This is a genomic window from Obesumbacterium proteus (assembly GCF_001586165.1).
Lineage (GTDB): Bacteria > Pseudomonadota > Gammaproteobacteria > Enterobacterales > Enterobacteriaceae > Hafnia > Hafnia protea.
In genome coordinates, this window is record NZ_CP014608.1 from 1759636 (window position 1) to 1773613 (window position 13978).

Sequence of the window (13978 nt, forward strand, 5' to 3'; positions counted from 1 at the left end):
GCGCCTCTCCTGATACTTTTTCTCTTTCTCCCCATTTTTCCAACACCAATAAACGGCAAAAAGATTATGAGTGGCAGCCAAACCCTAGTTGTAAAGCTAGGTACCAGCGTATTGACCGGCGGTTCGCGCCGTCTAAACCGTGCCCATATCGTGGAACTCGTTCGCCAGTGTGCGCAACAGCACGCGGCGGGGCATCGTATTGTGATTGTAACCTCCGGTGCGATTGCCGCTGGACGTGAGCATTTGGGCTACCCCGAACTCCCCGCAACCATAGCTTCTAAGCAGTTATTGGCCGCCGTTGGGCAGAGCCGTTTGATTCAGCTTTGGGAACAACTGTTCTCGATTTACGGCATCCATATTGGGCAGATGCTGCTCACGCGTGCTGATTTAGAAGATCGCGAACGTTTCTTGAATGCGCGCGATACCCTGCATGCCCTGATGGACAACCGTATTGTTCCCGTAATTAATGAAAACGATGCGGTGGCGACGGCGGAAATTAAAGTTGGCGATAACGATAATCTTTCTGCGCTGGCCGCTATTTTGGCGGGAGCTGACAAGCTGCTGCTGCTGACCGATCAGGCTGGATTATTTACCGCCGATCCTCGTCATAACCCAACCGCAGAGCTTATCCGCGAAGTAAATAGCATTGATGACGCGCTGCGCGGCATTGCGGGCGATAGCGTATCGGGTTTAGGCACTGGCGGCATGACCACCAAACTGCAGGCTGCCGACGTTGCCTGCCGCGCCGGTATCGACGTGATTATCGCCGCGGGCAGCAAGCCGGGCGTTGTGGGTGACGTTATTGAAGGTGTATCCGTTGGAACTCGCTTCCATGCGCTGGAAACGCCGCTGGAAAACCGTAAGCGCTGGATTTTTGGTGCTCCACCTGCGGGTGAAATTACCGTGGATGATGGTGCCGTGGCTGCAATTCTTGAGCGCGGAAGCTCATTGTTGCCGAAGGGGATTCGTGATGTTAGCGGTGATTTCTCACGCGGTGAAGTTATCCGCATTCGCAATCTGGAAGGGCGTGATTTGGCCCACGGCGTGAGCCGCTACAACAGCGATGCGCTGCGTATGATCGCCGGCCACCATTCACGGCAAATCAGCGGTGTTTTGGGCTATGAATACGGCCCAGTTGCCGTTCACCGCGACGATATGATCGTAAGCTAAGGGGTTAACATGTTAGAAGAAATGGGTAAGGCGGCCAAACGGGCATCCTATCACTTAGCCGTCCTTAGCTCGGCGCAGAAGAATCAGGCGCTTGCGCTGATTGCCGATTATTTAGAGCAGGATAGCGAATCTATTCTGCAAGCGAACCAGATGGACGTTCAGCAGGCGCGTGAGAACGGCTTGAGCAAAGCGATGCTCGATCGCTTACAGCTCACGCAGAGCCGTTTAGAAGGCATCGCTAACGACGTGCGTCAGGTATGTAACCTCACCGATCCGGTGGGCAAAGTGATTGATGGCAGCGTTCTAGACAGCGGGTTAAATCTCGAACGCCGCCGTGTGCCGTTAGGCGTGGTGGGGGTGATTTATGAAGCACGCCCGAACGTGACCGTGGATACCGCAGCGCTGTGCCTGAAAACGGGTAACGCGGTGATCCTACGCGGCGGCAAAGAGACACACCGCACCAATCAGGCCACGGTAAAAGTGATTCAGCGTGCGCTGGAGAAAGCGGGTCTGCCAGCCGATGCGGTGCAGGCGATTGAAAGTCCTGACCGTGCGCTGGTCACCGAGCTGCTTAAACTGGATCGCTACGTTGATATGCTGATCCCACGTGGTGGGGCGGGTTTACATAAACTGTGCCGCGAGCAGTCAACGATCCCGGTGATCACCGGCGGTATCGGCGTTTGTCATATCTATGTCGATCAGGGCATGGATGTTGAACAGGCCCTGAAGATTATTGTAAACGCGAAAACTCAGCGCCCGAGCACCTGCAATACGGTAGAAACGCTGTTGGTGAACGCACAGGACGCCACGCAGTTCTTACCACAGCTAAGCCAGCGTATGCACGAAGTCGGGGTTTCATTACACGCCTGCCCACGTGCATTGCCGTTGCTAAGCCAAGGGCCAGCACCTGTTACGCCGGTACAAGAGTCGGAATTAGATGACGAATGGTTGTCGCTGGATCTGAACGTGGTGGTGGTTGAAGGGCTGGATGGCGCGATTGAGCACATCCGTGAGCACGGCACTCAGCACTCTGATGCGATTTTGACGCGCAATATGCACCATGCCGATCGTTTTGTTCGTGAAGTGGACTCTTCCGCAGTTTACGTTAACGCCAGCACGCGCTTCACCGACGGCGGTCAGTTTGGCTTAGGCGCTGAAGTTGCGGTGAGTACCCAGAAGCTACACGCCCGAGGCCCGATGGGGCTGGAAGCGTTAACCACCTATAAATGGATTGGTTACGGTGACGATTTAGTTCGCCGCTAACGGTTTCACTCGCAAAATGAAAACGGCGCATTGAGCGCCGTTTTTTCTATTTACGCATTCTACAAAATATCTCCCGTTCAACAGGGCGATATTCTTGGCTATTCCGCGACTTTGATGATCAGCTTACCAAAGTTTTTACCGCTCAATAGCCCTTGGAAGGCGCTAATGCTGTTCTCAAGCCCTTCCACAATATCTTCTTTAAACGCGATTTTTCCTTGCGCCAGCCACGTGCTCATCTGGGCATAAAATTCAGGATAACGATCGCCATAGTCCTGCGAAATAATAAAGCCTTCAACGCGCATGCGTTTTTTCAAGATGGTCGACATCAGCAGCGGCAAACGGTCTTGCTGGTGGTCGCTATGATGGCCGTTGTATTGGCTTATCATGCCACACACGGGGATTCGCGCTTTGGTATTCAGCAGGGGGAGAACCGCGTCAAAAACGGCACCGCCGACGTTTTCATAATAGACGTCGATGCCTTTGCTACAGGCGCGTTTTAGCTGCACGGCAAAATCAGGTGCTTTGTGGTCAAGGCAAATATCAAACCCCAAGGTTTCAACCGCATAGCGGCATTTCTCAGCACCACCTGCAATGCCGACCGCGTGGCAGCCGCGTAGTTTCGCGACCTGACCCACAACGGAGCCCACGGCACCGGTTGCGGCGGCCACAACCACGGTTTCACCCGGCTGTGGATTGCTGATATCGGTGAGGCCCATATAGCCCGTAAAACCAGGCATACCCAATAGGCCCAAGGCGTAGGAAGGGTGATCCATATTGGCGTCTAGCTTTTGCAGCCCTTCACCGTCTGATAATGCATAGTCTTGCCAACCTGTGTAGGCCAAAACCAAATCACCAACCTGATATTTCTCATTCAGCGAATGCTCCACGCGGCACACCGTACCGCCGCAGATCACTTCACCGATAGCCAACGGAGGAGAATAAGACGGCGTATCGTCCATGCGGCCACGGACATAGGGATCTAACGAAAGATAAAGCGTGCGCAGCAAAACCTGCCCTTGTACCGGTTCTGGCTGAGCTATTTCCTCTAAACGAATATCTTGGTCGGAAGGCATCCCCTGAGGGCGCTGCGCCAGCACGTACCGGCGATTGAAGCGAGATGAGATAGACATAACAGACTCCGTGATAGGTTAACGGCAACTCCAATTATCCATCGAATAATGGGATACGTGTTCCAGCCTAACTAAAAAACGCTCGGCCTGATGTCGTATGTGTGCGGCATGATAGGATTTGTGGATATAAATAATTCCCCTAAGGAAAATCTCCTTAAGAACAAAATGGCCTTTTGTGTTGATTTAATAGTCATACGAATCCCTAGCACCTTGACGCTACTGATGAATTTAACTATCGTAATTCCCGCACTTCAGGCGTTTCCTCAGCAATATTTCCCTCAGTGCCGATATAGCTCAGTTGGTAGAGCAGCGCATTCGTAATGCGAAGGTCGGAGGTTCGACTCCTCTTATCGGCACCATTTCAAATAAGCAGTTACCTCATAAAATTCGACGTCTCAGTTAATAAAATTTTTTTATAACTTCATATCGTGATGATATGTTTGATCCTCGTTCTATTGCCTAAGATCGAGACCTGATAGCAAGGAATGTTCGCTTGGAGAGGTCAGCGGATTTGAATGTTATGGTGCTAATTTGGTTGGCTTTCGTATTGGTAAATGTTTTCAGCAGAAGAGAAGGAATTATGCTGCTTACCATAGTAAATTAAACAACTCACTAGAATAGAAAAAAGTATAATTGTGTAACAGGTAAAATATAAAAATAATAATCAAAGTTATATTTAAACTTGTTAAATGTACTCTGTGGAATAATAAACTAGCTCTGTTTTTGATTGGTTTTGTTATTTATTAACTTTAATATTGCTTCAGGTAATTACCTGTAATTTAATTTCATTAATATTATTGAAAATAAAAAAATAAGCCTAAAGCACTAATTTTTATTCATTGTGAAAAATTAACTCGTCATAAAATTCTATATATCTATTCTATAATGTCGGAAGGATTCTTATAAATACCCCCACCCAGTAAATTATTAAAATAACATATTTGTATCATTTTATTAACAATTTCAGCCGTGCAAACCAAATTCTAAGATTATATTTAGGATTATTCCTACCATTGTTCAGGTAAATCATAACCATTTGTTTTGTATTGATATTAAAGATATTTGAATGAAATTACATTTAGCATATAGAGGTTATTTCACACCTCCAAATTTTATAAATTACGAATAATTCAATTTAATTAGCGTGCTAATTGAGCGGTTGTGTGAAAAATAAAATAGCTATTGTTTATCAATAATATATGTGAGTTTTTTTTAGACATATATGGCATTTTTTTGCCTAAAAACTGAAAAATAACAATTGACATAGATCAGGAAAATCGATCAAAGACAATAAAAATGATAGGCATTGACTATCAATATTATGATTCTGATCGTTTGAATCGATCTAATGGGGTTTTTCATGCTAAATTTATTGACGAAGATTATAGGTTGAAGTGCTGACACAAAAGATGAACGCATCCCGTCCTATAAGAATTTGGTTGCACTCGCAACCAACGTTGATAGTCGAGACACCAGATAAAAGCAATCTCTTATCACTGTAAGTTAGCAAGTTTTTGAGCACAGACTACTGATATTAAATGATTGTTTTTTATATTAATAAATACAATAAAGAGTTCGGTTATGAATAAAATTTTTAAAGTACTATGGAATGCGCAAACGCAAATGTTTGTCGTCACCTCTGAACTAGCTAAAGGGCATAATTGCTCAAATTCACGATCTTGCTCCAGCAATACCACTAATACTGGAGCACACGGTTTTAAGTTAGCGCCTATATCTTTCGCTCTATCCATCTTTTGCTTCAGTGCGAATGCTGCTGATATACAAGTACATGATTTCACGCCTCAAGACCCATTTGAGGAGGTTATTTCTGGCTCAAATAATCTCATTGGAAGCTTCGCTGGCATTCAACAGGGTGAAAGTGGAATTAAGTGGACTACATTAGGGCAGGCTAAAGCAGATGGTCTGATCACCGGTGATAGTGCTCAATGGGTCGATCATGATATTTTTAGAATCGGCTCACAAACAAAGTCCATCAATTATATAGATCCTGTCACGGGTAATACGGTGACTATGAAGGTCTACGATAACAATGATATTCAGACAGAACCTGCTGCAGATTTTCGCGTAACAATTTCAACCCCAGTGGGAAAAAATGGCCAATATGTTGACAGAAACTTTTATCAGATTGGTTCTGGTGCATCTCTTGATGTCAATGTAGGGCAAACGACAGGTAATTGGGTTGGTGCGGCAGATAATCAATTCAATGCTATTTTGAAAAGTTCGTCTAAAACTAAGAATAATGCTTCCGTATTCCACGTGACAGATGGTGGCAATCTTAATTATCATTCTAAGACGGTCGTTCAACTTGGAAATAATAATAATAACATCCGAGACTCCAGCAACCCAGTTGCTTGGATGACGGCTGCAGACTTTGTCGGTAATTTTGATAGTGTAATTGGGCATCAAAATATTACTAATATCGATGAGTTTAAAGCTTATAACGAGGCTTTAATCAAAGCCTTGCAAGATGGGAAAATACAGCTAACTGAGGCTGAGTATTCAGCAGAGTTAAATAAAGCCAGAGATCAAACGCTACATGGTATTGTCGTTAATACGGATAATATCGCATCTGACGATGCAGTAAGGGCGACAGTCAATCGCGATGTCGTATCTTATATTCATGCTGAAGGCGCAAGCTCTAATGTTAATATTGATGCTGGTGCGAATATTCAGTTGGTTGGCTCAGATGCTACCGTTGTTAACCTCGAGAGTGGGGCAACATTAACCAACAATGGTACTCTAGGAACTGCGGGTAATACTTTCCGAGGATCCTATGTTGTAGCCGCTCATTCCTCCTTTGTAGAAAACAATGGTGTAATAGATGCGGGCACAAACCCTGAAATGGCAGACTTCTTTCAGGGGGGCGCAGCGGGAGTAGCCAATGGTACTCATACCGCAATCTTAGCGAACGGCACATCGGTAGTTAACAATAATAACACAGGCGTAATCAATGTAGCCGCCCGAGGAAACTACTATGGTAATACCGGAGTATTACTCAGCTCTTCTGCTACATTAAATAACTATGGCGCAATTAATATTGCAGCTAGCAATGAAGCAAGTAGTATTTTGGGCGACGGTTCTAATATTGGTGTGGTTACACAGCAAAATACTACGTTTAATAATGAAGGTACATTATATATAGGCCGGATGGCACAGCGAACACCATCTGATAGCACCGATGATTTATCTATTAAACAATCATCAATAGGGGTGCAGCTCTATGGTAATGGCATTTATAACGGGAAAAATAATTCAGAAATTATTATTGGTTCTAAAGTCCAAAATGCCACTGCTATTGATGTCGGTGGCGCAGCTACATTAGCACAGCAAGGAACTATCCAACTGAACGGCGCTGTGTCTGGAGACTCAGTCTCTAGTAATACGGGAATTATGGTTCGCGCAGGTACTGACGCCAATAAAGTTATCAATAGTGGCACTATTGATATGAATGGATTGAATAGTACTGGGATTAAAGTATTAGCTAATGGACAAATTACCAATTCAGGGACGATAAATGTTAACGGAGGTCTAGATCCGGTAACGCATTACGCTAACTACGGTATTTATGCCCAAGGTGAAAAAGCCCTAGCGATTTTATCCGGTAATGTAAATCTTGCTGGCAATGGTGCCATTGGTGTTCATGCCAGAGATAAAGGTGAAATTGATGTTACCAAAAATGGCGTGGTAACGTTCAACGGCGGTACTAATCAAACTGGATACTATATTTTTGGTGCTGGCTCTAAAATAAAAAATGACGCTAGCAGTGTGCAAGATGTATCCACACAGGATTCTACGCTTTACCGAGTTGACGGAGGTGCTTCCTTTGATGGTTCCAGCAATAGCGCAGCTCAACTTAATGCCTCAGGTGATAATACAACTATTATCCGTACTACTGGCTCGGGTAGCCAATTCAGCTCAGGAAAATTGGCACTTAGCGTTACAGGGGAAGGCGCAACAGGGATCAGGGTTGAAGGTGGTGCTACAGGAGAGATTACTGCAGATGCCGTTATCGTTAAGGTGGCGGGCAAAGACACCACTGCTGGCATTGTAGATGGTAATTACTATGAATTAGATGGTTCAGTGAATAGCGCTAAAAAAGGCAACTCTATTCTAACTAGCTATGCCAATCTGGAAACAGCGAATACTGCCGATGGTGCGTTTGGCTATATTGCACGTAATGGCGGCAAGTTGATCCATGAAGGGAGCATCGACTTTACCGAGGCGAATAGCACCGGTGTGTTGGTCGACGGCGGTATTTTGGATAATCGCTCTACCATTTCGGTTAATGGTGTCGCTGTAAATATTCAAGGTGCCAGCTCTGAAGTCACAAATACTGGAACGGTTACTGCAACTGATGGTACGGCTGCCTATTTGGTAGGTAAAGACGCTACATTGTCGCTAAACGGTAATGGTATTACGCAGGCTGCTGGTTCGGCTCACGGTATTTTGCTAGATACTGGCGCGAAAGGTTTAACGGTAGACGGCACCACTATAACCATGAGCGATACAGGAAGTGGTAGTGCTATCGAAAACAAAGCCAACATTGTTGGCATTCAGCTTAAAGATACGACGATCAACGTGGGTAACGGTATTGGCGTCCACACCGGAGCCTCTATGGCTCAAACTAACTCTGGCACAATTAATGTCACTGGCAGTGGCACCGGTATTCTGTTTGAAAATATTGATGGCTCGCAGACCGATCAAGTGCTGGATATGTCTGACTCAAAAGATTTGGTGATTAATGTCCAGAAGGTTGGTGGAAAAGGGATTGTGACGAATGCCTCTTCTGATCTAAAAACCGGTGTGAGCGTTAATGTACTCGATTCTGCGGGAGGCGCAGCCCTGATAGTTAAAGGATCAACTCAAAAAGTTGAACAGTCAGGAAAACTCACCTCTAAGTCGACGACAGATGCTGTGGTTGATATTAACAACGGTAGCGTAAGCGAATTTGTAAACCGTGGCGATATTTTGGCTCTTAATGCCTCACAGATAGCTATCGAAACGACCAGCGGCTCAGGTGTGCGGCTCACCAATGCCCATGGTGGGAACATCATCGGGCAGGTAAACCTTCTTACTGGTAATAACGTTGTGACGTTGGAGTCCGGCAGTACGGGGACTGATTTCACTACCGGTAGCGGCAGCGATCTGTTCTTACTTAAGGATGTTCAAGAGAGCGAAACTAACCTGTTTACATCTCTTAATGGTGGGCAAGGTGACGATACATTGAAACTGGATAATTCCGGCTATGTACTAAATCGCGCCGATGCCATTACTGGAATGGAGCATATCGATCTCACTAACGGTTCGACTCTCACCTTAGATAATGTGCTGCTGGCGCTGGGCGATAGCCAAGATGATAGTGCAGCAACGGGTTATTCCATTGATTCTACGAGTACTTTAGCTGTTAAAAATAGCACAAACGTTGCATTTAACAGCCACTTATCTGGCAATGGATTGATGACGGTTGATACGGCAGGTAGCCAGTTTGAATTCACGTCCAATAATGCTGCAGATGGTTTTGCTGGAACAGCTGCCATGGGGAATACACGTTTTGAGCTGGATGGGCTTAATACTCAGGCTTTAACCAATGCGACGATGCGGGCTGACAACGGTAGCATTATCCATGTTGGCACGGGGCAGCAAACGATTGGTGGACTGGCGTTTAATGGCGGTACAGTGAAATTTGATGGTGTGACGCCTGGTGTGACTGAGGCGGCAGGTACCATTCATACCACAGATAATATGGATCTACTGGGCAAAGGTGTTGTTCAAGTCGACGCTGGCAGCGTGAGCAACGATCGCCCATTACCAAATACACACGTTTCTCTTCTCGAGCAAGATGATACTGGAAGCCTGATTAAACTGGCTGACTCTGATGCAACGGTTCAAGGCAGCGGCGGTAATTTAGAGTTGCATGACGCCAGTGGTAACGTAATTTCAGACGGTGTGACGTTGGATATCGTTCAGGGGGGAACCACTGCCGCTAAAGGTACTTATGACTATCGTCTTACTAGCGGTGAAAATAACGATGGCCTCTATGTGAACTACGGTCTCACCCAGGTTGAACTGTTGGGAAGTGGTAATGATGCATTAGTGCTCGATGCGAATGGCAAAACGGGCAATGCCGCTGATCTGAGCGCCAAAATTACGGGAAGCGGCGATCTGGCACTAGATAGCCAAAAAGGTGAAACGGTTTCTTTATCTAACATGGATAACGACTATACCGGCGTCACTGATGTTCGCAGCGGCAATCTCTTGATGCTGAATGACAACGTTCTGGGACTAACCAGTGAGCTTAAATTGGCACTGGATACCGTATTGGATATGAATGGCCATAGTCAAACTATAGGCAAGCTTGTTTCAGAATCAGGCTCTTTACTGAATATCAACGGCGGTAAATTAACGTTAAATCACGGTGGTGTTTTTTCGGGCGAGTTAGCTGGTAGCGGAGAATTGGTTGTTGCCGCTGATACGTTAACAGTGAATGGCGCCAATGCTAATCTCTCTGCGACGACCACGATTGAGCAAGGGGCTTTAGCCGAGCTGAATAACACTCTGGGTCTGGGAATCGGCGATATCGTAGATAAAGGTGAACTGTTGCTGAATAAGGCGGATGGCGTTCTCTATAACAATATCAGCGATAACGGCGCTGTAGCTTTGAAAGATAGCCACGTGGTTCTTGCTGGTGACAACAGTAAATTCGCGGGCACATTCACTATTGATTCCACGTCTCAATTGACTGCGGGTTCTGCCCAGCATTTGGGGACGGCTGATATAAAAGATGAAGGCGAATTGGTACTGAATACTCAGTCCGATTGGGAATTGGCTAACAACGTTACTGGCAGTGGTTCGTTTACCAAACAAGGTAGCGGCAGCGTGACTTTTAATAAAAACGTCGCCTATACCGGAACGACTGACATCCAGCAAGGTAGTTTGATTCTTGGTAATGAGAATGCACCAATGACGCTTGCCAGCCAGCAGGTCAATATTCATGAGGGAGCGAAGCTCTCTGGATTTGGTGGTGTCGCTGGGAATATAGATAACCAAGGCTTGCTACAGATTGGTTCAGACACCCAAACTGACGGGAAGACTCAAACTTTCACTATTGGCAAAGATTTGGTAAACAGCGGAACCGTTATGGTCGGTAATAATACCGCACACGCAACCGCGGGTAATCAGTTGTTGGTGAAAGGTGACTACACCGGTAACGATGGACACATTCACTTTAACACAGCACTTGGCGACGATAATTCGGTTACGGATAAGATGGTCGTTACTGGAGATACCTCAGGAAAAACGGGAGTCAGCGTCAGCAATGCCGGTGGCACAGGTGCTCAGACCCTAAACGGTATTGAACTTATCCACGTAGATGGCGCATCTAATGGTGAGTTTAATCAGGAGGGGCGCATCGTTGCAGGCGCTTATGACTACACGTTGGCGCGAGGTAAAGATGGTAACAGCGGAAACTGGTACCTAACCAGTAAGCAAAATGGTGAAAATCCAGACCCAGATCCAAAGCCAGGTGAAAATACTGAGCGCCCTGAAGGTGGAAGCTATATCGCTAACCTTGCGGCGGCAAATAATCTATTTGTCACACGCTTACATGACCGCCTAGGTGAAACTCAGTATATCGATGCATTAACGGGTGAGCAGAAAGTCACTAGTATGTGGATGCGTCAGGTCGGGGGGCACAACAACTGGCGTGACGCCGCGGGCCAGTTAAAAACTCAGAGTAATCGCTATGTTATGCAGATGGGAGGCGATGTTGCTCAGTGGAGTACCGACGGCTTAGATCGCTGGCACTTAGGCCTGATGGCTGGGTACGGTAATAACCACAGCAGCACGAAATCCAATATTAGTGGTTATAGCTCGAAAGGTTCGGTCGATGGCTACAGTACCGGTATTTATGGGACTTGGTATGCTAATGATGCAGAAAAAACAGGTACCTACCTCGATAGTTGGTTGCAATATAGCTGGTTTAATAATCATGTTAATGGTGAGCAGATTGCCTCCGAATCTTATAAATCGCGCGGTATTACGGCGTCGGTAGAAGTGGGGAAAACGATAAAACTTAGCGAGTTTAAAGGCAGTCTGGGCAGCACTAATACATGGTATGTACAACCGCAGGCACAAGCTGTTTGGATGGGCGTCAAAGCTAAAAATCATACCGAAGCTAATGGTACAAGCGTGAGTAGTGACGGTGACGGTAACCTGATGACTCGACTGGGTGTGAGAACTTACCTTAAAGGGCATCATGCATCTGATGAGGGAAAAACACGTGAATTCCAGCCATTTATTGAGGCTAACTGGATCCACAACACTAAAGATTTTACGGCCACGATGAACGGTGTTGCTGTTAAGCAAGACGGCGCACGTAATCTGGGGGAAGTAAAAGTTGGCGTTGAAGGGCAGTTAAATCCACGCTTAAACCTTTGGGGCAATATCGGTGTTCAGGTTGGTGATAAAGGTTACAACGATGGCGCGGCAATGGTTGGCGTAAAAGTTAACTTTTAACTGATGGAAGAGGCAAGAGTATATTAACACTTGCCTCTTACTCTCTTATTGAATTTTTATGGCTTATTATTAGCGTAATTCTCTAAGATGTTTTTTCTGTTAATTATTTAAATTATCTCACTTAATAGTGAACTTTGTATGAATCAATATAATATTTAAGTGCTGATTGCTAATTTCAGCAACATAGTTCTATTCATTGTGATGTTATCAAAGCATTTATATCTAATGTTTCAAAAAATATGACCGCTATTAAAGTGGTGGGAATTAATGAATAATGATTTTATAGCAAATGGTGAGTGTTTTTTGCTCTGTAGAAAAATCCAAACAAGATAAATATTCTTCTACGAAGAATAGAAAAACATGGTGGTTAGCACCAGGAAAATGAGCAACCATAGGAGGGAGACAATGGAAAAGTTAGGTGTAAGAACGACAAGTGAGCTCATACCAATACATAAAATTATAGATGAGGTAATTAGGCCCGGTGAGCTTACATTTAATGAAAAAGTATACGGGGCAAATATAACTGACATTACTATAAAGATATTTTCATCGAATAAGTATTTTACGCTGGGTTTTAAAAGCGCACTACCATGTGGGAAAATTATAGATGAAGAGTTCACTGGTAATCCAAAATTACAATATGAAGATAAGTGGATGCACACTGTAATAGTTTTATCTGAACTTTTACCTGATGTTGTATATCAAACATTGCTATATTTACGCTCAGTGTCAATTTGGGTCGAACATCCTATTCTTGTTATTGCAGATAAAATTACCCCTATAATTAGCAAACTGGTTTCTGGTACAAATATAGTAATGGTTACTGGAAGGATTGATTTCACTAGATTAAATGGCGAACTATTCTACTGGATAAACAGTGTTGTATCAGAATGTCATGAGTCCCCTGTGAATGAATATAAATTAACATGTTCTGAACAAGCTGCGTTGCTGCAATATATGCGATGCCATAATATGAAGAAAGTTGCTTTGGAGCTCGGTATTTCATTAAAAACAGCGTATGCCAACAGAATTTCTGCATTAAATAAGCTTGGCTCACGAAATATTCAGGATTTTATTCTTCAAAGAGAATGTATATTTCATGATTGCCAATTGAATAATGATGATTTTCCGCCAGCATCGGGTCAATGAGGAAGGTGGTACCGGCGTATTCGATAAAAAGAGTAGCGTTTCTTACTTGTGTTAGTTTCATGGCTATCCTGTTTGGCGTTGATAGGCACCGGAGTGCCTGAATATTGCCAGTATAAAAAGATGGCCTGAGCGTCGTGACAGGGCTGAGGGACAATGATCGATGTAATCGGGCCAATGTAGTTTGCTAACATTTTTTCGGTGATATCAGACATGAGCTTAATTTTGTTGAACGGGTAAAAATGCTTTTATCAAACTTTGATGTATATGCTTTACCGAATGCATCATTGATTTTATCAACCCGCAGAGTATCCTGTTGCCAAATATCTAGGAGGAACGATGCCGCTAGCTTGTCTGCAACTTTTCAAAAATCTATCTGATGAAACTCGTCTGGGCATCGTGTTATTGCTCAGGGAAATGGGAGAATTGTGCGTGTGCGATTTGTGTACCGCACTGGAACAGTCACAGCCGAAAATCTCTCGTCATTTGGCGATGTTACGTGAAAGCGGACTGTTATTGGATCGCAAGCAGGGGAAGTGGGTTTACTATCGTTTATCCCCGCATATGCCTTCTTGGGCGGCTCAGGTTATTGAGCAGGCTTGGTTAAGTCAGCAAGATGACATTAAAGTTCTCGCCCGTAAGTTGTCCGTGGCTAACTGTTCTAGCAGCGGCAAAGCTGTTTGTATCTAAAAAATTCACCTAAACATATATGTTTTTGTATATATGAAATCATG

Annotated in this window: 6 protein-coding genes, 1 tRNA gene and 1 pseudogene; 6 read left to right on the plus strand and 2 right to left on the minus strand. The window is 44.9% G+C overall.

The window, feature by feature from the left end; translation table 11 throughout:
* Positions 1-66: 66 nt before the first annotated feature.
* Both proB and proA read left to right on the plus strand, forming a co-directional pair.
* Positions 67-1170, plus strand: a complete 1104-nt coding sequence (proB, locus tag DSM2777_RS08075; RefSeq protein ID WP_061553628.1) for a glutamate 5-kinase — start codon at positions 67-69, stop codon at positions 1168-1170.
* A gap of 9 nt (positions 1171-1179) precedes the next feature.
* Complete coding sequence (gene proA, locus DSM2777_RS08080) at positions 1180-2433, plus strand: glutamate-5-semialdehyde dehydrogenase (protein ID WP_061553629.1); 1254 nt, start codon at positions 1180-1182, stop codon at positions 2431-2433.
* A gap of 98 nt (positions 2434-2531) precedes the next feature.
* Here the strand turns inward: proA and DSM2777_RS08085 are convergent, their stop codons facing one another.
* Positions 2532-3563, minus strand: a complete 1032-nt coding sequence (locus DSM2777_RS08085; RefSeq protein WP_061553630.1) for an NADP-dependent oxidoreductase — start codon at positions 3561-3563, stop codon at positions 2532-2534.
* Between the two features lie 283 nt (positions 3564-3846).
* Here DSM2777_RS08085 and DSM2777_RS08090 point away from each other — a divergent pair.
* The 3 genes from DSM2777_RS08090 to DSM2777_RS24415 all read left to right on the plus strand — a co-directional run bounded on the left by DSM2777_RS08090 (position 3847) and on the right by DSM2777_RS24415 (position 13247).
* Positions 3847-3922, plus strand: a tRNA-Thr gene (locus tag DSM2777_RS08090).
* Between the two features lie 1222 nt (positions 3923-5144).
* Positions 5145-12098: an autotransporter outer membrane beta-barrel domain-containing protein gene (locus tag DSM2777_RS08095; protein WP_061553631.1), complete on the plus strand. Its 6954-nt coding sequence runs from the start codon at positions 5145-5147 to the stop codon at positions 12096-12098.
* Between the two features lie 405 nt (positions 12099-12503).
* Entirely contained in the window at positions 12504-13247 is a 744-nt protein-coding gene (locus DSM2777_RS24415) for a helix-turn-helix transcriptional regulator (RefSeq protein WP_061553632.1), read from the plus strand.
* Here the strand turns inward: DSM2777_RS24415 and DSM2777_RS24885 are convergent.
* Positions 13225-13308 (minus strand): annotated as a pseudogene (locus DSM2777_RS24885) (MBL fold metallo-hydrolase); the annotation flags it as partial. The gene DSM2777_RS24415 and the pseudogene DSM2777_RS24885 overlap by 23 nt on opposite strands.
* Positions 13309-13583: 275 nt before the next feature.
* Between DSM2777_RS24885 and DSM2777_RS08105 the strand changes: the two are divergent.
* Positions 13584-13934, plus strand: coding sequence for a transcriptional regulator (locus DSM2777_RS08105; RefSeq protein WP_061553633.1), 351 nt, complete (start codon positions 13584-13586; stop codon positions 13932-13934).
* Positions 13935-13978: the final 44 nt, after the last annotated feature.

Excerpts from the sequence above, each read along its gene's own strand:
- DSM2777_RS08085 (WP_061553630.1), bottom strand. The coding sequence starts at position 3,563 with ATGTCTATCTCATCTCGCTTCAATCGCCGGTACGTGCTGGCGCAGCGC.
- DSM2777_RS08095 (WP_061553631.1), top strand. The coding sequence starts at position 5,145 with ATGAATAAAATTTTTAAAGTACTATGGAATGCGCAAACGCAAATGTTT.
- DSM2777_RS08105 (WP_061553633.1), top strand. The coding sequence starts at position 13,584 with ATGCCGCTAGCTTGTCTGCAACTTTTCAAAAATCTATCTGATGAAACT.
- proA (WP_061553629.1), top strand. The coding sequence starts at position 1,180 with ATGTTAGAAGAAATGGGTAAGGCGGCCAAACGGGCATCCTATCACTTA.
- DSM2777_RS24415 (WP_061553632.1), top strand. The coding sequence starts at position 12,504 with ATGGAAAAGTTAGGTGTAAGAACGACAAGTGAGCTCATACCAATACAT.
- proB (WP_061553628.1), top strand. The coding sequence starts at position 67 with ATGAGTGGCAGCCAAACCCTAGTTGTAAAGCTAGGTACCAGCGTATTG.